Origin of the sequence: Phyllobacterium sp., from assembly GCF_037994425.1 — a bacterium.
Lineage (GTDB): Bacteria > Pseudomonadota > Alphaproteobacteria > Rhizobiales > Rhizobiaceae > Phyllobacterium.
On sequence record NZ_JBBNAM010000084.1, the window covers coordinates 1 to 22,097 of the forward strand.

The window sequence follows — 22,097 nt, forward strand, 5'->3', positions numbered from 1 at the left end:
CCCCCCCACCGCTCTTTTTTACATCCGGACGCGTTCGGCCTTCGGATCGTACATCGGCTTTAAGGAAGCCTCTGCCGTAACGCGCTCACCGGCGATCTCGATCTCGTAGTCCGATGCCAGCATGTCATCCGGGGTTTCCCCTTCACATGGAACGTAGCCAAGGCCAATCGCTCCGCCGAGATGGTGTCCGTAGTTTCCGGAGGTTATGGTTCCGACGATATGGCCATCGCGGACAATGGCCTCGTTGTGGAAGAGCAGCGGTTCGGAATCCCTGAGCCGGAACTGGACGAGTCGGCGGTTTAGGCCCTTATCCTTCTTGCGCAGCACCGCCTCGCGGCCGATGAAATCGCCCTTGTCGGCCTTTACCGCAAATCCCAGACCGGCCTCGAGGACATGATCCTCGTCAGTGATATCGTGGCCAAAGTGCCGGAACGCTTTTTCGATGCGACATGAATCGAGCGTGTGAAGCCCGCAGAGTTTCAGGCCGAGATCCTTGCCGGCATCCTCGATGGCTTCGAAGACATGCGCCGTCTGATCGGTCGAAACGTAAAGCTCCCAACCGAGTTCGCCGACATAGGTCACGCGGTGCGCCCTTGCCAATCCCATGCCGATTTCAATCTCTCGCGCGGTGCCGAAGGGGTTGGCCACGTCGGAAAAATTGTTCGGGCTGATCTTGGTGATCAGTTCGCGGGACTTCGGCCCCATTAGGCAGAGTACTGATTCCGCTGCCGTCACATCGGTTATGACAACGAATTCGTCCTTGAGATGCTTGCGCATCCAGGCGAGATCGCGCTGCAGGGTGGCGCCCGGCACGACTGCGAAGAAAGCCGTTTCCGAAAGGCGGGTAATGGTGAGGTCGCTTTCGATCCCGCCGCGATTGTTCAGCATCTGCGTATAGACGATGCGGCCAGGTTCCACATCGAGCTGGTTGGCACAGAGCCTTTGCAGGAATGCCAGGGCATCGCGTCCTTCTATCCTGATCTTGCCGAACGACGTCATGTCGAACAGACCGACGCCATTGCGCACGGCGAGATGTTCGTCGCGCTGGTTTTCGAACCAGTTCTGCCGCTTCCACGAATAGCGGTATTCAGGTTCCTGGCCTTCAAGCGCAAACCAGTTGGCGCGCTCCCAGCCGGCGACCTCGCCGAAGACAGCGCCACGCTGCTTCAGGTGTTGGTGGATCGGTGAACGGCGAACGTTTCGCGATGTCGCCATCTGCCTGTAGGGAAAATGATCGGCATAAAGCAGGCCCAGCGTTTCCGAAACGCGTTCCTTGAGGTAGCGGCGGTTCTTCTGGAATGGCTGCGCCCGGCGTATATCGACCTCCCAGAGGTCGAACGGCGCCTCGCCGTCATGAATCCACTGCGCCAGCGCCATGCCAGCGCCGCCTGACGAGACGATGCCGATGGAATTATAGCCGGCGGCAACCCAATAGCCGCCAAGCTCCGGCGCCTCGCCCAGATAGTAGCGGTCGTCGGGCGTAAAACTCTCCGGACCGTTGAAAAAGGTATGAATACCAGCCGTGCCGAGCATTGGCATGCGGTTGACGCCCATTTCTAGGATCGGTTCGAAATGCTCGAAATCCTCTGGCAACTGATCGAAACAGAAGTCTTCCGAAATACCGTTCATCCCCCAGGGCTTGGCGACGGGCTCGAAAGCCCCAAGCATCATTTTGCCGGCGTCTTCCTTGTAATACGCGCATTCGTCCGGCACGCGCAGCACCGGCAAACGCCCGAGCCCTTCGATCGCTTCCGTCACCAGATAGAAATGCTCGCAGGCGTGGAGCGGCACCGTGACACCGGACGTGGCCGCAAGGTCGCGGGCCCACATGCCGGCGCAATTGATGACGACGTCGGTTGCAATCGTGCCCCGCTCATCGCCTTTCGACCAGGACACGCCGGCGACGCGGCCATCCTTCTTAAGAACGTCTGTCACCTTTACATTCTCGACGATCTTTGCACCGCGCTGGCGCGCGCCTTTCGCCAAAGCCATCGCGATGTTGGCAGGATCACATTGGCCATCAAGCGGCAAATGCACCGCTCCAACCACATCCTCAACGTTAAGATGCGGATACATCTCCTTGACTTCCCTAGGAGATATTTCCCGCACGTCGACATCAAAAGCCCGCGCAAGTGATGCTTGGCGGCAGATCTCGTGCTTGCGTTCCTCGGTAAGTGCGACGGTGATCGAACCGACCTGCCGCATACCCGTGGCAACCTCAGTTTCGGCTTCAAGTTTGACGTAAAGGTCCGCCGAATACTTTGCGAGCCGCGTCATGTTTTGCGATGCACGAAGCTGCCCGATCAGGCCGGCGGCATGCCACGTCGTACCTGAGGTGAGTTGCTTGCGCTCGAGGAGGACGACGTCGGTCCAGCCGAGCTTCGCCAAATGATACGCGACCGAGCAACCGGACACGCCGCCGCCGATGATGACAGCCCTTGCCTTCGTGGGTAGCGAACTCATGCGCGGATTCTTTCGTTCTTGGGATCCCAAAGTGGCTGGTCCGGATGCACAACCGCCTTGTAGCGTTCACCGAAGATCTCAACCTCGACTTCGGTGCCGGGCTCGGTCAGTTCGGTCTTGAGCATGCCGAGCGCTATCGACTTGTCGATCCGGTGGCCCCAGCCGCCGGATGTCGTCTCGCCGACGATGTCGCCATTGTGCCAGAGCGTGGACATGTAAGGCGCATCGCAATCGGCCGCATCGACCGTTAGCGTGACGAAACGCTTGCTGACGCCGCGTTGCTTTTCACTTTCAAGCGCGGCCTTGCCGAGGAAATCAGGCTTTTCCCATTTGACGAACCGATCGAGTCCGCTCTGCAGCGGCGTATAGTCTGTCGAAAGATCGCCCTTCCAGGCGCGGTAACCCTTCTCTAGGCGAAGCGAGTCGAGCGCGAACATCCCGAACGGCTTGATCCCGTATTGCTGCCCCGCTTCCCATATCGCATCGAAAATGGCGGCGGTATCCGCAACCTTGGTGTGCACCTCCCAGCCAAGTTCGCCCGCAAACGACACCCGGACCAACTGGCAGTATCGTCCAGCGATCTGCGTTGACTGGTGCGAGAGCCACGATTTGTCGAGATCGGCCGCGCAGATATCCTTGAAGAGGTCGCGCGCCTTCGGGCCGGTGACGATCTGGCACGAGAACTGTTCGGTCACATTATCGACCGTGATTGCGCTGCCGGCGGGCAAGTGATTGACCAGCCAGTCGCGATCATGCCACTCGGCGACCCCCGCCGCGATGAGGAAGAAGAGATTTTCGTCGATTGCCATGATCGACATTTCCGTGACGACACGGCCCTTGGCGTCGGCAAAATAGGCAAGTCCGATACGCCCGGGTTTGGACACAATGCCGGTGATGAGCGTCGAAAGCCATTCGCGAGCGCCCTCGCCGCTCACCCGAAACCGCGAGAAACCAGGGAGGTCCAGAATACCGACCGCGTCGCGCACCGCATGGCATTCCTCACGAATGCGCTCATGCCATGGTCCATTGCGCGAAAATGTCTGGGTTACCTCTTCTGAGGTGTCGTCGCCCGGCTTTGCATACCAGTTCGCCCGTTCCCAGCCGTTGTAGGCGCCGAACTGCCCGCCCAGCTTGGCGATGCGGTCATGGAGCGGCGAGAGCTTCTTGTTGCGACCCGCCGGCCAGGTGTGGCTTGGGAAATGGATGGCGTATTCGTGACCGTAGACCTCGAGCCCCTTGGCGACGCAATAGTCGTGATCGGTGAAGGCGGTGAAGCGGCGCGGATCGCACGACCACATATCCCATTCGGTCGCGCCCTCCGTCACCCATTCCGCGAGAACCTTACCGGCGCCGCCGGCCTGTGCAATGCCGAAGGTGAATACACAGGCCTCGAAGGCGTTTGGAGCACCCGGCATCGGCCCGATCAGCGGATTCCCGTCTGGAGCGTAGGGAATGGGCCCGTTGATGATCTTCGAAAGTCCGGCTGTCCCGAGGATCGGAACGCGGGCGATGGCGTCGTTCAAGTACCAGTCGAGGCGCTCGAGATCGTCAGGGAAGAGTTGGAACGAGAAATCGTCCGGCATCGGATCGTCCGGCGTTGCCCAATGCGCGCGGCAGTTGCGCTCATAGGGGCCAAGATTCATGCCGTTCTTTTCCTGGCGCAGATAATAGGAGGAATCGACGTCGCGCAGCAGCGGCAGCTTGTGGCCGTTCTCGCGCGTCCAAGCGGCGATCTCCGGAATTTCGTCGAAGAGCAGGTACTGATGGCTCATGACCATCATGGGAACATCGCGGCCGAACAGCTTGCCTATTTCCTTGGCCCGGTAGCCGGCGGCATTGACGACATATTCGCAGCGTATTTCTCCTTGCGGCGCCGAAATCACCCATTCATCCTTGTCGCGGCGCGCTCCGGTGACAGGACAGAAGCGAATGATCTTCGCACCCATATCGCGGGCGCCTTTTGCCAGAGCCTGTGTCAGCTGCGCCGGATCAATGTCGCCGTCATTCGGATCGTATAGGGCGCCGGCAAGCTCATGTGTATCTATGAACGGATAGCGTCCGTTGATCTCGTCGACACCGAGCACTTCAATGTCCATGCCCTGATAGCGCCCCATGCTCTTGACGCGCTCAAACTCGCGCATACGCTCCTTGCTGTGGGCAAGTCGCAGCGAGCCGGTGACATGATAGTTCATGGGATAGTCGACTTCGGCGGCAAGTCTGCGATAGAGCTCAGCCGAATATCGCTGCATGTTCATGACCGACCAGGAGGCCGAGAACGTCGGAACGTTGCCGGCGGCATGCCAGGTCGAACCTGACGTGAGCTCGTTCTTCTCGAGGAGGACGCAGTCGGTCCAGCCGGCCTTGGCAAGATGGTAAAGCGAAGAAACGCCGACCGCTCCGCCACCGATGATGACGACGCGCGCCGACGTTGGAAATTCAGACATGTAAGTCTCCCGTGGTCTCATGCATTTTCGTAGCCGGGCTTACGCCCGGCCGATTTCATCGAGGTACCACTGGACGTACCGCAACTCATTGTATTCCATCGGTGCGATGGGTCCCGGCACGAAATAGTTCGACCGAACGCCCCGCGCCGTATGTTCGATGATCGCCTTGTCTTCGGCAGTCGTCACTTTCCACAGCCAGGTCAGCTTCTCTAGATCGTAGTCCTTGCCTTCCTCGGCATCGCCGCGCACGAGCCAGATGAGCTCCATCTCGCAAGTATCGACGGTCTTCGGAATAAAGCGATAGATCATGCCGTGGTCGGGGTAACAGACGAGGAAGCTCGTGCCGCCGAGATGTATCGAGGTGACTCCACCGTCGAACTCCGTGAAGCGGCCCATCAGCGGGGCCACCGGTGAACCGTCTTCGCTGCCGCTCTTGACGCCATCGTAGAGGGCGTAGCGGAAAGTGTGGATCGCCTCCTTTCCGTGAGCGGAATTCTGCCAGTTGTCCCCAGTCGCGATGTCGATGCCGAGCGCGCAAGTGCGCTGCTCCATCTTCGCATTGAGTTCGACGATCTTCTCGGCAGGCTGTTCGAGGGCATGCGTTTGCGAGTATTCCGGGTGAGCGGGACCGCAGTGGTAGCACTCCACGTAATTCTCGACCGCAAGCTTCCAGTTGGCATCGACCGCGTAGGTTTCGCGGTGCGCCACCTTGGCATCGCCCCAGCCATACTGCCCGCAGGTCGTGCGGAGCGACTGCTCGATGATGGAGAAATCGAGAGGTTCGTCGGCAAAGCAAATGAAGATCAACCCGTCTGCGACACGCACATGCAGCTTCCTGAGGCCGTGCGCTGTTCGGTCGAAATCCCGCGGCATCAAGCGCGCTGCGCGCAGGCTGCCGTCATTGGCATAAGTCCAGGCATGATAGGGGCAAACGAAGAAGCGGGCATTGCCCTTCTGCTTCGTGCAGACCTCCGCACCCCGATGCCGGCAAACGTTGAGGAATGCGTGGATCGAACCGTCCTCGGTTCGCGAAACGATGATGGCTTCCGCATCGATCTTGAACAGTTCGAAATCGCCAGGATTCGGAATGATGCTGGCGTGCCCGATGCAATGCCAATGGCGCCGGAACACTCTTTCCATATCGCGCGCATAGACGTCCGGATCCATATAAAAGGCGCGCACGAGCCCATGGCCCGCGCGATGGTCGGCTACCAAACGATCGATCTTGTCCAAAGCCGGTGCAAGTTCTGCAAAAGCCTGTTCCGCCGCCATGTCATTCTCCGAAGAAGATTGTTTCTGGACGCTTATTGTTTCCCAGGTGCGTCGCAGATTAGAATGATTCCGCATTGGGCGGCATTCAAGCGATGGTTGCTCATAAAGACATGAATTATTCTCACTAGTCCCATTTCGACAAGGTTTTTCCGTCATGATGTCCAAACCCCGGATACCCCCGCTCGGCTCCTTGCGGGCGTTCGAGGCATCAGCGCGGCTGTTGAGTTTCCGTCTCGCCGGCGACGAACTCGGGGTCACGCAGTCGGCAATAAGCCATCGCATTTCCGAACTGGAGACAATTCTCGGGGTCAAGCTCTTCGAACGCCTGCCGCGCGGCGTGTCGCTTACCGATGCAGGGACACTCTATTATCCTTACATGCGCGACGCATTCGAAAAGATCGCGCGTGGCAGCGCGCTGATCAACCGCCTCGGCACGACCGATGACCTCGCGATCGAGACCTATGCGACATTTGCCATTCGCTGGCTCATTCCCCGCCTCTCTGACTTCCGCAAGGTCAATCCGAATCTCGCCATCCGCATCGGTACCAGCCAGCTCGACTGGGAACTGAATATCGACAGTTCGGACATCGGCATCATTCATACGACCCGGCCGGAGCGACTGAACTTGCACTACCGGCTATTGATCAAGGCTGAAATGTATCCTGTATGCAGTGCACAGGTCGCAGCGCGCATGGGTGAGACCGCCGATGCAAAAGCTCTGAGCAATGTGCCGCGGCTGGCGCTCTATACGGCGCCCGAGGACTGGGGAACCTGGCTCGAAGCTGCCAGCTTCGCAGATACCGGACGTGCCGTCACATTGAAGTTCGACACCTATCTCGCCGCGTTGCAGTCGGCGCTTGATGGCCAGGGTGTGGCGGTCGCGCCGGACTTCCTCGTCGCGGACGACATCAAGGCCGGCCGCCTCGTCGCGCCGTTTGCCCTCAAGGTGCCTCAGCCCGGCGCGTGGTACATGATCTGCCGCAAGGAACGGGTCGGAGAAACCAGAATTCGTCAATTCGAGCGTTGGCTGGTCGAGCAGTTCGGCGGTGATCCTACTTCTTCTTGATACCGATCGCCCGACCGGCGCGAGCGGGTGTCGGCAGCCTCGCATGGGCCTCTTTATAGAAAGCGAGCTTGGGCAGCACATCTTCCGGAAACGGCGTCACCTTCGGGCCGCTCATATCGACGTGCAACGACAATACCTCGCATGTCGCGGCCACCCAGCCATCCTGATGGATGATTTCATTGTAGGTATGCAGGCGCTTGCCGTCGTAGTCGATAAGCTGGCTGGTGACCGTCACAACATCGTCGAGGTGAAGTTCCTGGACGTAACAGATGTGAACCTCGGCCGTGTAGATCGTAAGCTTACGCTCGGCCGCATATTTGGGACCGAAACCAAGCTCTGCCAGGAACTCGTCGCCGCCACGGTCAAACACCACATTGTAGTAAGCCATGTTCAGATGGCCGTTATAGTCGATCCATTCCTTTTCGATCGGGATAAGTGCGGAATTGTAAAGTCCAACGTCTGCGGTTGTTGACATATTGTGCTCCTGGTTCTTGGCGAGGCGACGCCCGTCGATCGCTGGATTTGAAACATGGGTGTCTGGCTGCCCGCTGTGCCAAAAGCGACGAGCCATGGCGGTAAGATCATCAATGGTTGGGTCGGAATGCGCTTGGCGGCTTCCCTTCGAAATTCCTGAACGTGCGAGTAAAGGCGGCTGCCGACGAAAATCCCGTACGCGCAGCGATATCCGCCAACGGCGATCTCGTGTCGGTAATCAACCGCCGCGCCACCTTGAGCCGCAGGCGCAGATAATAGCGCCCGGGTCCCTCACCGACCGCTCTTGCAAAGATCTTCTCGAGGCTGCGCGCACTCAAGCCGCAGCGTCTTGCGATTGCTCCAACCGTCAACGGCGCATCGATATGGGCTTCCATAAGCCGGATCGCGCCGGCCAGTTTCGGATGAACGTCATCGAGCCGGCCAAGCGAGACCAGCGGCTGTGCATCGCTGGAGGTGTGCGCCTCGTCGTAAATGAAGACGCTGGCAACATCGAGGGCGACCGACATCCCATAGCGCGAGCGAATCAAATGCAGCATCAGATCGAAGGTGGGCGAGGCCCCGCCGCTGGTAAAAACAGGGCCGTCGATCACGTAGCGGTCGGGCCTCACGTCAGAATCCGCAAATTCCGCCGTGAATTCCTCCATGTCCTCCCAATGGGTGGTCGCCTTGCGTCCTGCCAGGAGGCCAGCCCTGCCGAGCAGCCAGGATCCCGCCTCGATGCCACCGATCATCTGATAATTGTGCACAGCACGACGCAGGTTCGCGGTAAATGTCGTGCGCGCGATGTCGGACGTTCCAAAACCACCGATTACCAAAAGCATACCGCCTTTTTCCGAAGTGTCGAATGAACCAGAAACCGCAATCGGCAAGCCGCATGTCATCATCGCTGGCTCCCCGTCGAGCGAGACGATTTTCCACGTGAACAACGTACTTCCCGACACGCGATTGGCGGCACGCATCGGATCGATTGTCGATGCAACACACATAAGCGATGCGCCGCTAAAAACGAGGACAGTCACCTCCAGCGGGTTGGTGTCAGGTAAAAAGACTGGCGATACTTCGCTATTCATCAATTACAATTCGTATATTGCAAAGCATCGCTTGGCAATCGGGGCATGATCACGTCAATCAAAAATATGGGAGCAGAGCTATGGGACTTACCCCCAATCGCGAAGTATTCATCACCTGTGCTGTCACGGGCGCGGGCGACACGACTGGTCGTTCGGACAAGGTGCCGGTGACGCCGCGCCAGATTGCCGACGAGTGCATTGCCGCGGCAAATGCTGGCGCCGCCGTCGCGCACATCCATGTCCGCGATCCGAAAACCGGCAAGGGCTCGCGCGACGTCGCGCTCTATGCCGAGGTCGTCGAGCACATCAAGGCGTCCGGCGTCGATATGGTATTGAACCTCACGGCGGGCATGGGCGGCGATCTTACCCTCGGCAGCGTCGAGCAGCCAATGCCGCCTTCCGCCAACGGCACCGACATGGCTGGAGCGACCGAGCGCCTGGAACATGTCGCCAAGCTTCGCCCGGAAATCTGCACGCTCGATTGCGGCACGATGAATTTCGGCGAAGGCGATTATGTCATGACCAACACGCCGGCCATGCTGAAGGCAATGGCGGCGCAGATAAAGGCGCTCGGCGTTCGCCCCGAAGTCGAAATCTTCGATACGGGCCACCTTCTCCTCGCAAAATGGCTTTATGACCAGAAGCTGCTCGAGGATCCGGTTATGGTACAGCTGTGCATGGGCATTCCCTGGGGCGCGCCGGACGACATCAACACGCTGCTTGCCCTCACCAACAACCTGCCCAAGAACTGGACGTTCTCTGCCTTCTCGATCGGACGCAACCAGATGCCCTATGCGGCGATGGCCATGCTCGCGGGCGGCAATATACGCGTCGGTCTCGAAGACAATATCTGGCTCGACAAGGGCGTGCTGGCCACCAACGGACCTCTGGTTGAGCGGGCGGTGAAGATTGCCGAAGGCATGGGCGCAAAGATTCTCGGACCGAATGACGTCCGCGAGCGCATGAAACTTACAAAGGGCTGGTGATTAAATGGCTGGAATTCGCAAGGCTGCGGCCGTCGGCGGCGGCGTAATTGGTGCAGGCTGGGTCGCGCGCCTTATCCTCAACGGTATCGACGTTTCAATCTTCGATCCCGATCCAGAGGCGGAGCGCAAGGTCAGCGAGGTGATGGAGAATTCTCGCCGCGCCTACAAAACCATGCTGCCGGAAGGCCTGCCGAAGGAAGGCAAGCTGACATTCGCAAAATCGATCAAGGATGCGGTAGACGGCGCTGATTTCATTCAGGAAAGCGTTCCTGAACGCCTTGAACTCAAGCATAAGGTTCTGGCCGAAATCGACAAGCATGCGGCCGTCGATGCCATTGTCGGTTCTTCGACTTCGGGCATCCTGCCTTCCGACATGCAGACCGCGATGCAACATCCCGAGCGGCTGGTTGTGGGCCACCCTTACAACCCGGTCTACCTCCTTCCGCTGGTCGAAATTGTTGGCGGTAAGCAGACGTCGCCTGCGGCTGTCGAAAAGGCCCGCGAGCTCTATGCCTCGATCGGCATGAAGCCGGTTGTGATCCGCAAGGAGATCGAGGCCTTCGTCGGCGATCGCCTGCTTGAAGCCGTCTGGCGCGAATCGCTTTGGCTTATCAAGGATGACATCACGACCGTCGAGGAACTCGACGACATCATGCGCTATTCGTTCGGGATTCGCTGGGCGCAAATGGGCATGTTCCAGGTCTACCGCGTCGCTGGTGGTGAAGCGGGCATGCGCCACTTCATCGCGCAATTCGGCCCTTGCCTTTCCTGGCCGTGGACGAAACTCATGGACGTGCCGGAACTGACCGAGGAGCTCGTCGACAAGATTGCCAACCAGTCGGATGAGCAGGCGCACGGCCTTTCGATCCGCGAGCTCGAGCGTATCCGCGACGACAATCTCGTGGCGATCATGGAAGCCCTGTCGCGCCAGAACAAGGGCAAGGGCTGGGGCGCCGGCGCGCTCTACAAGGACTATACGAAGCGTCTTTCGAAGCTCGCGCAGAAGCCAGTTACATCGAAGTCCGCCCAGAAGGCCAAAGCCAACAAGCCCAAGAAAAAGAAGGACTAAAACACATGGATTTCGGTCTTTCGGAAGAGCAGAGGCTGATCGTCGAAACGACGCGCGCCTTTGTCGAGAACGAACTTTACCCGCATGAAGCGGAGGTGGAGCGCACGGGCGTCTTGCGCAAGGAACTCGCCGACGAACTCAAGCAAAAGGCAATGGAGGCGGGTCTTTACGCGGCCAACATGCCTGCTGAAGTTGGCGGTGCCGGGCTCGATACGGTCACCTGGCTACTTTACGAGAAGGAACTCGGCCGCGCCAATTATGCGCTGCATTGGACCTGCGTCGGCCGTCCGTCGAACATTCTACTTGCAGGTACGGACGCGCAGAAGGAAAAGTACCTCTACCCCTGTATTCGCGGCGAAAAGTCAGACTGCCTTGCGATGACCGAGCCCGGTGCGGGGTCCGACCTGCGCGGCATGAAGGCAACGGCCGTCGAAAAGGGCGGCGACTGGGTGGTCAACGGAACGAAACACTTCATCAGCCATGCTCTTGAAGCCGATTTCGTCATTCTTTTCGTCGCATCCGGGGAAGAGGAGACGCCGCGCGGCAAGAAAAAGAAGATCACTGCCTTCTTCGTCGACAAGGGTCATCCCGGCATGACGATCCGTGAAGGCTACCGCAACGTTTCCCACCGCGGCTACACCAATGCGATCGTCGAGTTTGATGATTGCCGCCTTCCGCAGGATGCGATCCTCGGCGAAGTTCACAAGGGCTTCGAAGTTGCCAATACGTGGCTTGGTGCAACCCGTCTGCAGGTCGCGGCGACCTGCCTCGGCCGCGCAGAACGAGCGCTCGGACACGCCATCGAATATGCGGCCCAGCGCCAACAGTTCGGCCAGCAGATCGGCAAGTTCCAGGGCGTCTCGTTCAAGCTCGCCGACATGGCGACGGAGCTCAAGGCCGCCGATCTGCTGACCTTTGAGGCAGGCTGGAAGTTCGACCAGGGCACGGTGACGGACCAGGACATGGCTATGGCGAAGCTCAAGGCCACAGAAATGCTCGCATTCGTCGCCGATGAGGCAATCCAGATCCATGGCGGCATGGGCCTGATGGATGATCTGCCGCTCGAGCGCATCTGGCGCGACGCCCGCGTCGAGCGCATCTGGGAAGGCACGTCCGAGATTCAGCGGCATATTATCTCGCGTGCCCTGCTCCGCCCGCATGGCGCGTAACGGAGCATTTCATGGCATCGTATAAGCTCGACCGGCTGCTTCGACCAAAATCCATTGCCGTATTTGGTGGCCTCCAAGCCATCGAAGTCATCAGGCAATCGCAGAAAATGGGCTTTACCGGCGAGATTTGGCCGGTGCATCCCAAGCACGACGAAATCCTCGGCCTCAAGGTGTACCGTTCCGTTGCCGACCTACCCGGCAGTCCAGACGCTGCCTTTATCGGTGTCAACCGTTTCCTCACACTCGATATCGTACGTGAATTGCGCGACGCGGGTGCGGGCGTCGCTGTCTGTTACGCCTCCGGCTTTCTTGAAGCGGGTGCAGACGACGCTGACGGCGCGCGCTTGCAGGAAGAACTTGTTGAAGCGGCAGGCGACATGCCGATCATCGGGCCAAACTGCTATGGCCTCATCAATTATTGCGATGGCGCGCTTCTTTGGCCGGACCAGCATGGTGGGCGTCGGCTTGGCCCCGATGAGCGCGGTGTCGCTATCATCACCCAGTCGTCGAACATCGCCATCAACATGACGATGCAGATGCGCGGATTGCCGATTGCTCATGTGATGACCGCCGGCAACCAGGCACAGACCGGCCTGCCCGACATGGCGATCGCGCTGCTCGAGGACGATCGCGTAACCGCGCTCGGCCTCCATATCGAAGCGTTCCAGTCAGCGCCGAAGTTCGAGGCCCTTGCAAGGAGGGCGCGCGAACTCCGTAAGCCGATCGTTGCGATGAAAGTTGGCCGCTCGGCGCAAGCACGTGCGGCGACAGTGTCGCACACCGCATCGCTCGCCGGCTCCGACGCCGCATCCGACGCATTCCTGAAGCGCCTCGGTATTGCCCGCGTCAATTCGATCGCCTCGTTCCTCGAAACGTTGAAGCTGCTGCACGTGCATGGTCCGCTCGACGGCACTACGCTGTGCTCGATGAGCTGCTCCGGCGGCGAGGCGTCGGTCATGGCGGACAGTGCCGAGGGCCGGTCAGTCGAATTTCCGGCACTAACCCCAGAGCACAGGGCGCGCGTCAAGGCGACGCTTGGACCCCTCGTCGCTGTGGCGAACCCACTCGACTATCACACCTTCATTTGGAACAACGAGCCGGCACTCACGGACACCTTCACAGCCATGGTATCCGGTGGTTTTTCGCTGAGCTGTCTCGTTCTTGATTTTCCGCGCAAGGACCGATGCTCGGATGTGGATTGGTGGTCGACGGTGCGCGGCTTCGAAAGCGCGCTCAAGACCAATCATGCCAAGGGCGCCATCGTTGCCTCCCTGCCCGAAAACATTCCGGAAGAGTACATGGCCGGGCTGATGCAGAGCGGCATAGCGCCGCTGTGCGGTATCACCGAAGCGTTCGATGCAGCCGAGGCAGCCGCCTTCATCGGGCGTGCCTGGAGAAAGGCCACCTCTGCGCTGGTCGCCGCGCCGGGTACCTCAAACGCACTTGGGACCGTCTTGCCGGATGAGGCCGACGCCAAGGCCCTTTTGCGGAAGTTGGAATTGCCCGTACCTGATGGCCGGCGCTGCCAGACCGCCGACGAAGCGCTTATCGTTGCCAATGGGCTCGGCTATCCCGTTGCCTTGAAGGCGCTCGGCATCGCCCACAAATCCGAGCACAATGCGGTGCGGCTCAACTTGAAAAATAGCGATGAAGTGCGGAGCGCAGCGAATGACCTTGCGGCGCTTGGAACGGGTCTTTACGTCGAGCGGATGGTGACCGGTGCGGTTGCCGAACTGATTGTCGGTATTATCGACGATCCGCAATTCGGCCCGGTGATGACACTTGGGACTGGCGGCGTTCTCGTCGAACTCCTGCAGGATACGGCAACCCTGCTTCTGCCGTCGAGCCGCGCGGAAATCGAGGCGTCCTTGCGTTCGCTTCGCATGTTCCCGCTGCTTGACGGTTATCGCGGCAAGAAACAGGCCGATGTTGAGGCGGCGCTCGACGCCATTTTGGCAATCGCCGACTTCGCCGTGAAGAACGCAGGCCGCATCGTCGAGTTGGATATCAATCCGCTGCTCGTCTGCGGCAAGGGAGATGGCGCATGGATCGCCGATGCGCTGCTGGTGACAAAGGGAGAGCTGAATTGAACGACGTTGTAAGAACAAGACGCGAAGGCGGCATTCTCGAGGTCACGCTCGACCGGCCGAAGGCAAATGCCATCGATCTGGTGACGAGCCGGTTGATGGGTGAAACGTTCAAGGAGTTCCGCGACGATCCCGAATTGCGCGTCGCCATCGTCCAGACCGCCGGCGACAAGTTTTTCTGCGCCGGCTGGGACCTCAAGGCGGCCGCAGGCGGCGATGCCGTGGACGGCGACTACGGTGTCGGCGGTTTCGGCGGCCTGCAGGAACTGCGCGATCTGAACAAACCGGTCATCGCCGCAGTCAATGGCATGGCGGTCGGCGGCGGTTTTGAACTGGCGCTTTCCTGCGACATGATCCTTGCATCCGATCATTCGAGCTTTGCCCTTCCCGAGATTCGCGCCGGGACGCTCGCCGATGCGGCCACCGTGAAGTTGCCGAAGCGCATCCCCTATCATGTTGCCATGGACCTTCTTTTCACTGGACGCTGGATGGACGTTGCCGAAGCCCATCGCTGGGGGCTCGTCAACGAGGTCCTGCCCAAAGACAAACTGATGGAACGCGTCTGGGAGATTGCACGCTTGCTCGAAAGCGGTCCGCCACTCGTCTTCGCCGCGATCAAGGAAGTCGCACGCGAAGCTGAGAACATGACATTCCAGCAGGCAATGAATATGATCACCAAGCGGAAGTTCCGCACGGTTGACATCCTTTATGCCTCGGAAGATGGACAGGAGGGTTTCAAGGCCTTTGCCGAGAAGCGCGATCCTGTTTGGAAGGGAAGATGACCACCGACTATTCCGTCCTGATCGACGAAGAAACCTGGGCGTTCATTGACAGGACGAACAGTTTCTACCCTCCGGACGCGATCGACCTGACGATCGCGCAGCAGCGCGATGTCTACAACACGATGTGCCGCGCATTCTTCGCCGGCCATCCGGAGGCTGTCTCGTCGGCGGATCAACTCATTGATGCGCGCGACCACAAAATACCCATCCGCGTTTACGACAAGAAGGGCTCCGACCCCGAAGCCGTCTGCCTCTATTTTCATGGCGGCGGCTTCGTCGTCGGCGGGCTCGACAGCCACGACGATGTTTGCGCCGAGATTTGCGACGTCACCGGCTTTCGCATTATCGCCGTCGATTATCGCCTGGCACCCGAGCATCTGCATCCCACATCGTTCAGAGACTGTCTCGCAGCTTTCGAGCATATGGCTTCGACCTCTGATCTGCCAATCGTCATCTGCGGCGATAGCGCCGGCGGCAATCTTGGGGCTGCTGTCTCGCATCACGTTCGTCACCACGAACGCGCACCGATCGGCCAGGTCCTCATTTATCCCGGGCTTGGTGGCGCAACCGATCAGGGTTCCTATGTGACCCACGGGGAAGCGCCGATGCTCACAACCCGAGATACGCTTTATTATTTCAATGTACGGGGCGGCGGCTTCAACTGGTCCACAGATCCACGTTTCGCGCCGCTGAATGACAAGGATTTCGCGGGACTGCCCCCAACGATTGTCATTTCAGCTGAGTGCGATCCGCTCTCGGACGACGGAAGGCACTACCGCGACAAGATCCTGGCCGCAGGCGGCAAGGCGATCTGGAACAATGAGCCCGGGCTCGTGCACGCTTATCTGCGCGCCCGCCATAGCGTCGAACGAGCGCGTTCGAGCTTCCGGCGGATCGTCACCGCCGTGCATCTTCTGGGACAGGGCCGCTGGCCGGGACAGCTGTAGAGCACTCTGCTTGATCTGATATCACGAGCAAGTTTGCCCCGCAGAAATGTTGGATCCCTGTTTACGGTAGAGAGCGGGATTCGCCCACGACGTTGGTGTCGAAACTCTATGGTGCTCATTCAGGCCAGCGATTGACCGCCGTCGACAACGATCGTTTGCCCCGTCACCCAACTCCCCATTTCGCTCGCCAGGAACAAGGCAACTTTTGCGATCTCTTCCGGCGTTCCAAACCGCCCCCAAGGTATCTTGCTCAGCGTGCGCTGGTATAATTCGGGATCGGACGACTTGCGGTTATCCCACACGCCACCTGGAAACTCGATCGAGCCGGGCGCGATTGCGTTTATCCGGATGCGCTTTGATGCTAGCGCCAGACCTTGACCCATGGTGTAATTGACGAGCGCCGCCTTGACTGCAGCGTAAGGCAGCGTACGCGGCATCGCCATCAGGCCGAAAATCGACGAGATGTTGATGATGACGCCACCGCCCGCTTTCTCCATGAATGGAATGACAGCCTGGGTAGCGCGTACCGTCGCCATCAGGTCGACATTGGTGCTGGCGAGCCAGCCGCTCTCGTCGTCCTTTAGGCCAAAGCCCGACGCGTTGTTAATCAGGATGTCGATACCGCCAAACGCGCTGGCGGCCCCCGACACAAAGCGCGCGGGTGCCGATACTTCACCGAGATCGCATGGCGCACTGAAAACCGTACCTCCATGTCGCTTCAGCTCAATTTCCACCGCCTCGAGACCCTGCGCATTGCGAGCGCAGATCGCTACATCGGCACCTTCGGCGGCGAATGCCAGAGCAATCGAGCGACCGATACCGCGACTGCCGCCCGCTACAGCGACCTTCCTGCCCTTAAAGGAGATTTGCATTGCATGGTCCCCCCCATTGCCCGGCTTTCCGAGCGGATCGACAGTATACTGGAGGATCACGGCTTGGTCGAGGACAACGGGATTGGGGCGGCGGTTTCGCCATCTCCAGGCTTTATCGGTAATAGGGTTAGGGTGTCCCCGTCGGTGGCACCGTATCGCCGGCAAGTACGGTAACTGGCGCGCACGAAGCTACGTTCGTCAAGCTGTCATCGATCCGAAGCTGCTTCCCGGCTAAGAGAGTCCACCTCTAGTTCCCAGCGCTCGCCATGCGTCGGTTCTTCATGGCGCCTTCAAGCCAGCCCAATTCCATTTCCGGAACTGACGATAGCAACAAATCCGTATAGGCGTCGAATGGCGGCTTCAGCACCTCCGACTTCGGCCCATAGCGCACAACTTCACCGCGATACATGACCGCAATCGCATCGGCGATGGATTTGACCACGGCGAGATCGTGGGTGATGAAGATATAGGCGACGTTTTCATCCTTCTGAAGATCAAGCAGGAGCTTGAGGATGCCGTCCGCAACGAGGGGATCGAGCGCGCTCGTGACCTCGTCGCAAATGATGAGCTTCGGCTTTGCCGCAAGAGCGCGGGCAATACAGACACGCTGTTTCTGCCCACCAGAGAGTTCTGCCGGATAGCGGTCGGCGAAACCCTTGCCCATCTCGATCTTCTCGAGCAATTCCAGTACGCGGGCATCGCGCTCTCTGCCCTTCATACCGAAGTAGAATTCAAGTGGGCGCCCAATGATGGTGCCGATGGTCTGGCGTGGATTCATGGCGACGTCCGCCATCTGGTAGATCATTTGCAATTCGCGCAGGTCGTTACGGGTGCGGTTGGCCAATCGCGGCGAAAGCGTACGTCCGTTGAAGGTGATACTCCCTTCCATCGGCGGCAACAGCCCTGTGACCACCCGCGCGAGCGTCGACTTTCCCGACCCGGATTCGCCAACGACCGCAAGCGTCTGACCGAGGTGCACGTCAACGGTGACGTTCTTCAGCACTTTCACGAGCCCGCCGCCATAAGCCGCCGTGATATTGTTCACGGCCAACACAGGCGCGTCGGTCGGGTTCGTTTCCTGATGCGGAATGTGGTGCACGGACACCAGCTGGTTCGTGTACTGTTGGCGCGGCTCCTTGATGATCTGGCGCGTATCGCCGTATTCGACGAGCTTGCCATGGCGCAACACCATGATGTCGTCGGCGACCTGCGCAACGACCGCAAGATCGTGCGTAATATAGAGCGCGGCGACATTGGTGTCGTGTATGGCCTCCTTGATCGACGCCAGCACGTCGATCTGGGTGGTCACGTCCAAGGCCGTGGTCGGCTCGTCGAAGACGATGAGGTCAGGCTCCGAGCACAGCGCCATGGCAGTCATTGCCCGCTGCAACTGGCCGCCGGAGACCTGGTGCGGGAAGCGCTGTCCGAACGTTTCCGGATTCGGAAGACCGAGCTTCCTGAAAAGACCAATCGCGCGTTTCTCAGCTTGGGCTCTGGTGCAAATCCTGTGCAACAGCGCAGCTTCTATCACCTGGTCCATGAGCTTACGGGCGGGATTGAACGAGGCCGCCGCTGACTGCGCGACATAACAAACCTCCCTGCCCCGGACTTGGCGCAACAGTCTCGGCCCGCCCTTCAGAAGATCGCGGCCGTTCAAGACGACTTGCCCGCCGGTGATGCGCACGCCGCCGCGGCCGTAACACATGCTCGAAAGGCCGATGGTAGATTTGCCCGCGCCGGATTCGCCGATGAGGCCAAGCACCTTGCCGCGCTCCAGCTTCACCGAGATACCGTCGACGATGACGACATTACGCGGCGGCTCACCGGGCGGATAACTTGTCGCCTCGATGCGCAGGTTCTGGATATCGAGGAGGAGACCGGTCTTGTCCTTCGCTGGTGCCTTAGCCATTGCGACCTCCCTTCAAACTTGTGGTTCGGTTCAATATCCAATCGGCAACGAGGTTGACCGAGATCGCGAGAACGGCAATCGCCGCAGCTGGAATAAGTGCTGCCGGCACACCGAACACAATGCCTTCCTTGTTCTCCTTGACCATGCCGCCCCAATCGGCATCTGGCGGTTGTACGCCGAGACCGAGGAAAGAGAGCGCCGAGAGGAAAAGCACCGCAAAGATGAACCGCAGGCCGAGTTCAGCGATGAGCGGCGTCAGCGCGTTGGGCAGGATTTCGCGAAAGATGATCCACATCCGACCCTCGCCGCGCAATTTTGCCGCCTCGACGAAATCCATGACGTTGATATCGACCGCGACAGCTCGGGCGAGCCGATACACTCGGGTGGCATCCAAAAGGCCCATCACGAGAATAAGCGTGATGACGTTGGCAGGCAGCACCGAGAGCACGACGAGTGCGAAGATCAGCGTCGGGATTGCCATGATGAGATCGACAAAGCGCGACATGAGCTGATCGAACCATCCGCCAATGACGGCTGCGGCAAAACCCAGAACTGACCCCAGTATGAAGGACAACGCCGTCGCCATGGCAGCAATGAAGATCGTGATGCGCGCACCATAGATCATGCGAGACAGGAGGTCTCGGCCGAGATTATCGGTGCCGAGCAAGTACTTGGCCGACGAAGGCTCCCATACGTCGCCCACGGTCTCGCCAACGGGATATGGCGCAACCCAGGGGGCGAATATTGCGGCAAACAGGAAGACCGCGGTGATGATGAGGCCGATCCATGCGCTGATAGGAATGGTCTTGACGTTCAACATGGCGGGCCCCTACTTCGGATGCCGGAGGCGGGGATTGGAAACAATCGCCACGATATCAGCAACAATGTTCAAACTTACGTAGACCGCCGCAAATACAAGCCCGCAAGCCTGTACAACCGGGACGTCGCGTTTGGCCACATGGTCGACGAGATATTGGCCCATGCCGGGATAAACGAAGATGACCTCGACCACGACGACACCCACAACGAGGAATGCGAGGTTGAGCATGACGACGTTGACGATGGGCGCGATGGCGTTGGGGAAAGCGTGCCGGGTTATGATCTGAAGCGGTGATAGCCCCTTCAGTTCCGCCGTTTCGATATAGGCGGACTGCATGACGTTGAGAATTGCGGCACGAGTCATGCGCATCATATGCGCAAGAACCACCAGTGTAAGTACCGTCACGGGGAGTGCGATCGCCGAGAGCCGCTCGCCGAGCGGCATGCCTTCATAGACTGTCGATACGCTCGGAAACCATTGCAGCCGCACGGCCACGAAGTAGATCAGCAGATAGCCGGTGAAGAACTCCGGTAGGGAGGTCGAAGCGAGACCAAGGCCGGAGATCAACTTGTCCACGAAACCGTTGCGGTAGCGCACGGCCAGCAACCCGAGTGCGATAGCCAGGGGAATGGATACCGCCGCCGCCCAGAACGCGAGGAACAGAGTGTTCCACAATCGCTCCTTAAGGGACGTTGCGATGTCCTGTCCGCTCGAGAGTGCCGTACCGAGATCCCCCGTGAGGATCCCTCCGAGCCAGCGCAGGTAGCGAATGTAGGCAGGGTCGTTCAAACCCATGTCACGCCGCAGGTTTTCAAGCGCCTGCGGCGTGGCCGATTGGCCGAGTATGGACTGCGCGACATCGCCCGGCAGTATTTGCGTGCCGGCAAAGATGAGTACCGAGACCGCGAGCAGGAGAAGCAGGCCCATCGCAATGCGTTGGGCCACCAGTTTCAGGACAGGTGCACTCATCTTCCCGCCGCCCGATTAGGCGTTCAGCCAGCAGCGTGACAGGGCATAACCGCCGCTCATCTCCTGATTGCCGTCCGGAACCCAACCGCCGACCTTGGCGCTGGTCGCGTCGATGAAGTCGTTGAACATCGGCACGATCACACCGCCCTCATCGCGAACGATGATTGCCATGTCGCGGTACATCTGCTTGCGCTTGCCCTCATCGAGTTCGCCGCGTGCCGTAATCAGCATCTGGTCGAACTTGGGATTGAAGAAACGCGTGTCGTTCCAGTCGGCCTTGGAATAGTAAGCCGTGGAATACATCTGGTCCTGGGTCGGGCGGCCACCCCAATAGGACTCGGAGAATGGCTGCTTGTTCCAGACTTCCGACCAGTAACCGTCGCCGGGCTCGCGCTTGACTTCGATCTTGATGCCGGCCTTGGCAGCGCTCTGCTGGTAGAGCTGTGCTGCATCAACCGCACCCGGGAATGCCACATCGGACGTGCGAAGCAGGACTGTACCGTCGTGACCTGACTTCTTGAAGTGGAAGGCTGCCTTGTCCGGATCGTATGCCCGCTGTTCTATATCGTCGGAGAACAGTGGATACGCCTTGTTGATCGGGAAGTCATTGCCGACGGAGCCATAGCCGCGCAGGATCTTCTGAACCATCTCCTCGCGGTTCATTGCATATTTCAATGCGAGACGCAGGTCGTTGTTGTCGAAGGGCGCCGTATTGCAGTGTGCAATGAACACATAGTGCCCTTTACCGGCGACGTTCTGGATGGTTACGCCCGGAACACGCTTGACGAGATCCACGATCTTCGGCTCGACGCGGTTGATCATGTGAACCTGGCCGGACTGAAGAGCGGCGGTGCGTGCAGTCGCATCATTGATAACGATGATTTCGATCTGGTCGGCATGACCACGCTTGTCGCCGTTCCAGTAGTTGGCAAACTTTTCACCGATGTGGCGAACGCCGGGCTGATCGGTGACGACCTTGTACGGGCCCGTGCCGATACCCGCCGTCGGCTTGTCCTTGCCGCCGTTCGGCTGGATCATCAGGTGATAGTCGTCCATCAGGAACGGCAGGTCGGCGTTAGCCTCTTTCAGAGTGAAAACAACGGTATCGCCATCTTTCTTCACGTTAGCGATACCGCCCATGATGCCGAGCGCGCCCGATTTGGAATTCGCATCCGAATGGCGTTCCATCGTGGCGACGACGTCGTCCGGCGTCATCTCCTTGCCGTCGTGGAATTGGACGCCTTTGCGAATCTTGAAGGTCCACACCTTGGCGTCGTCAGATGAGCCCCACTCTTCGGCAAGTTTCGGCTCCAGCTTGCCGTCGGGCTGAATCTCGACCAGTTGTTCGCCCCACTGGCGACCGAACTTATACGGCACCTGGCTTTGCCAAGTCGCGGGGTCGAGACTGTCGGTGGAGGCGCCACCCTGCATGCCAGCCTTCAGGGTGCCGCCCTTGACCGGACCTTCTGCAAGCGCTGCACTGGACAATAGGGAATTGGCAAACATGGTCGTAACGCCAAGTGCCGCTGCGCGGCCTAGGAAGTCGCGGCGCGAAATGTGTCCGCGTGCGACTTTGCGGCTGAGATATTCGAGTTCTTTAGACATACCAGTTCCCCTTCTTGCTCCGACGCAGCGCGTCCAGATTGGTTTTTGTGATAATGTGACTTGATACCCCTG

17 protein-coding genes are annotated in these 22,097 nt (G+C 59.4%); 7 read left to right on the top strand and 10 right to left on the bottom strand.

The window, feature by feature from the left end:
- Positions 1-18: 18 nt before the first annotated feature.
- Genes AAAB35_RS06280 through AAAB35_RS06290 form a run of 3 tightly spaced genes read right to left on the bottom strand, consistent with a single transcriptional unit; the run spans position 19 to position 6,179 of the window.
- A complete protein-coding gene (locus tag AAAB35_RS06280; RefSeq protein WP_340667353.1) occupies positions 19-2,463 on the bottom strand; it encodes an FAD-dependent oxidoreductase in 2,445 nt (814 codons plus the stop codon).
- Entirely contained in the window at positions 2,460-4,907 is a 2,448-nt protein-coding gene (locus tag AAAB35_RS06285) for an FAD-dependent oxidoreductase (protein ID WP_340667354.1), read from the bottom strand. The genes AAAB35_RS06280 and AAAB35_RS06285 overlap by 4 nt, the downstream gene beginning before the upstream one ends.
- Before the next feature lie 39 nt (positions 4,908-4,946).
- Complete coding sequence (locus tag AAAB35_RS06290) at positions 4,947-6,179, bottom strand: aromatic ring-hydroxylating dioxygenase subunit alpha (protein ID WP_340667355.1); 1,233 nt, start codon at positions 6,177-6,179, stop codon at positions 4,947-4,949.
- Between the two features lie 154 nt (positions 6,180-6,333).
- Between AAAB35_RS06290 and AAAB35_RS06295 the strand changes: the two genes are divergently transcribed.
- The gene (locus tag AAAB35_RS06295) at positions 6,334-7,245 is read left to right on the top strand and encodes a LysR substrate-binding domain-containing protein (RefSeq protein ID WP_340667356.1); all 912 of its coding nucleotides are present in this window, start codon (positions 6,334-6,336) and stop codon (positions 7,243-7,245) included.
- On the opposite strand, the gene AAAB35_RS06300 is transcribed toward AAAB35_RS06295, so the two are convergent.
- Positions 7,232-7,720, bottom strand: a complete 489-nt coding sequence (locus AAAB35_RS06300) for a thioesterase family protein (protein ID WP_340667357.1) — start codon at positions 7,718-7,720, stop codon at positions 7,232-7,234. The two genes, AAAB35_RS06295 and AAAB35_RS06300, sit on opposite strands and share 14 nt — an antisense overlap.
- A 109-nt stretch (positions 7,721-7,829) precedes the next feature.
- Positions 7,830-8,810, bottom strand: coding sequence for a GlxA family transcriptional regulator (locus AAAB35_RS06305; protein WP_340667358.1), 981 nt, complete (start codon positions 8,808-8,810; stop codon positions 7,830-7,832).
- Positions 8,811-8,890: 80 nt separating this feature from the next.
- Between AAAB35_RS06305 and AAAB35_RS06310 the strand changes: the two genes are divergently transcribed.
- Genes AAAB35_RS06310 through AAAB35_RS06335 form a run of 6 tightly spaced genes read left to right on the top strand, consistent with a single transcriptional unit; the run spans position 8,891 to position 15,850 of the window.
- Positions 8,891-9,796: a 3-keto-5-aminohexanoate cleavage protein gene (locus tag AAAB35_RS06310; RefSeq protein WP_340667359.1), complete on the top strand. Its 906-nt coding sequence runs from the start codon at positions 8,891-8,893 to the stop codon at positions 9,794-9,796.
- Between the two features lie 4 nt (positions 9,797-9,800).
- Positions 9,801-10,865: a carnitine 3-dehydrogenase gene (locus AAAB35_RS06315; RefSeq protein WP_340667360.1), complete on the top strand. Its 1,065-nt coding sequence runs from the start codon at positions 9,801-9,803 to the stop codon at positions 10,863-10,865.
- A gap of 5 nt (positions 10,866-10,870) precedes the next feature.
- A complete protein-coding gene (locus tag AAAB35_RS06320; RefSeq protein ID WP_340667361.1) occupies positions 10,871-12,034 on the top strand; it encodes an acyl-CoA dehydrogenase family protein in 1,164 nt (387 codons plus the stop codon).
- Positions 12,035-12,045: 11 nt separating this feature from the next.
- Positions 12,046-14,124 carry an acetate--CoA ligase family protein gene (locus AAAB35_RS06325; protein ID WP_340667362.1) on the top strand — a complete coding sequence of 693 codons (2,079 nt, stop codon included), beginning with the start codon at positions 12,046-12,048 and terminating at the stop codon, positions 14,122-14,124.
- Entirely contained in the window at positions 14,121-14,903 is a 783-nt protein-coding gene (locus tag AAAB35_RS06330) for a carnitinyl-CoA dehydratase (RefSeq protein ID WP_340667363.1), read from the top strand. The genes AAAB35_RS06325 and AAAB35_RS06330 overlap by 4 nt, the downstream gene beginning before the upstream one ends.
- Complete coding sequence (locus AAAB35_RS06335) at positions 14,900-15,850, top strand: alpha/beta hydrolase (RefSeq protein ID WP_340667364.1); 951 nt, start codon at positions 14,900-14,902, stop codon at positions 15,848-15,850. The genes AAAB35_RS06330 and AAAB35_RS06335 overlap by 4 nt, the downstream gene beginning before the upstream one ends.
- A gap of 119 nt (positions 15,851-15,969) precedes the next feature.
- On the opposite strand, the gene AAAB35_RS06340 is transcribed toward AAAB35_RS06335, so the two are convergent.
- The 5 genes from AAAB35_RS06340 to AAAB35_RS06360 form a co-directional block, all read right to left on the bottom strand.
- Positions 15,970-16,722 (bottom strand): SDR family NAD(P)-dependent oxidoreductase, encoded by a 753-nt coding sequence (locus AAAB35_RS06340; protein ID WP_340667365.1) that lies wholly within the window; start codon positions 16,720-16,722, stop codon positions 15,970-15,972.
- Between the two features lie 247 nt (positions 16,723-16,969).
- Positions 16,970-18,631, bottom strand: a complete 1,662-nt coding sequence (locus AAAB35_RS06345; RefSeq protein WP_340667366.1) for an ABC transporter ATP-binding protein — start codon at positions 18,629-18,631, stop codon at positions 16,970-16,972.
- Complete coding sequence (locus AAAB35_RS06350; RefSeq protein WP_340667367.1) at positions 18,624-19,451, bottom strand: ABC transporter permease; 828 nt, start codon at positions 19,449-19,451, stop codon at positions 18,624-18,626. The genes AAAB35_RS06345 and AAAB35_RS06350 overlap by 8 nt, the downstream gene beginning before the upstream one ends.
- A gap of 9 nt (positions 19,452-19,460) precedes the next feature.
- A complete protein-coding gene (locus AAAB35_RS06355) occupies positions 19,461-20,420 on the bottom strand; it encodes an ABC transporter permease (RefSeq protein ID WP_340667368.1) in 960 nt (319 codons plus the stop codon).
- Between the two features lie 15 nt (positions 20,421-20,435).
- Complete coding sequence (locus tag AAAB35_RS06360; RefSeq protein WP_340667369.1) at positions 20,436-22,025, bottom strand: ABC transporter substrate-binding protein; 1,590 nt, start codon at positions 22,023-22,025, stop codon at positions 20,436-20,438.
- Positions 22,026-22,097: the final 72 nt, after the last annotated feature.

Excerpts from the sequence above, each read along its gene's own strand:
- AAAB35_RS06280 (WP_340667353.1), bottom strand. The coding sequence starts at position 2,463 with ATGAGTTCGCTACCCACGAAGGCAAGGGCTGTCATCATCGGCGGCGGC.
- AAAB35_RS06285 (WP_340667354.1), bottom strand. The coding sequence starts at position 4,907 with ATGTCTGAATTTCCAACGTCGGCGCGCGTCGTCATCATCGGTGGCGGA.
- AAAB35_RS06290 (WP_340667355.1), bottom strand. The coding sequence starts at position 6,179 with ATGGCGGCGGAACAGGCTTTTGCAGAACTTGCACCGGCTTTGGACAAG.
- AAAB35_RS06295 (WP_340667356.1), top strand. The coding sequence starts at position 6,334 with ATGATGTCCAAACCCCGGATACCCCCGCTCGGCTCCTTGCGGGCGTTC.
- AAAB35_RS06300 (WP_340667357.1), bottom strand. The coding sequence starts at position 7,720 with ATGTCAACAACCGCAGACGTTGGACTTTACAATTCCGCACTTATCCCG.
- AAAB35_RS06305 (WP_340667358.1), bottom strand. The coding sequence starts at position 8,810 with ATGAATAGCGAAGTATCGCCAGTCTTTTTACCTGACACCAACCCGCTG.
- AAAB35_RS06310 (WP_340667359.1), top strand. The coding sequence starts at position 8,891 with ATGGGACTTACCCCCAATCGCGAAGTATTCATCACCTGTGCTGTCACG.
- AAAB35_RS06315 (WP_340667360.1), top strand. The coding sequence starts at position 9,801 with ATGGCTGGAATTCGCAAGGCTGCGGCCGTCGGCGGCGGCGTAATTGGT.
- AAAB35_RS06320 (WP_340667361.1), top strand. The coding sequence starts at position 10,871 with ATGGATTTCGGTCTTTCGGAAGAGCAGAGGCTGATCGTCGAAACGACG.
- AAAB35_RS06325 (WP_340667362.1), top strand. The coding sequence starts at position 12,046 with ATGGCATCGTATAAGCTCGACCGGCTGCTTCGACCAAAATCCATTGCC.
- AAAB35_RS06335 (WP_340667364.1), top strand. The coding sequence starts at position 14,900 with ATGACCACCGACTATTCCGTCCTGATCGACGAAGAAACCTGGGCGTTC.
- AAAB35_RS06340 (WP_340667365.1), bottom strand. The coding sequence starts at position 16,722 with ATGCAAATCTCCTTTAAGGGCAGGAAGGTCGCTGTAGCGGGCGGCAGT.
- AAAB35_RS06345 (WP_340667366.1), bottom strand. The coding sequence starts at position 18,631 with ATGGCTAAGGCACCAGCGAAGGACAAGACCGGTCTCCTCCTCGATATC.
- AAAB35_RS06350 (WP_340667367.1), bottom strand. The coding sequence starts at position 19,451 with ATGTTGAACGTCAAGACCATTCCTATCAGCGCATGGATCGGCCTCATC.
- AAAB35_RS06355 (WP_340667368.1), bottom strand. The coding sequence starts at position 20,420 with ATGAGTGCACCTGTCCTGAAACTGGTGGCCCAACGCATTGCGATGGGC.
- AAAB35_RS06360 (WP_340667369.1), bottom strand. The coding sequence starts at position 22,025 with ATGTCTAAAGAACTCGAATATCTCAGCCGCAAAGTCGCACGCGGACAC.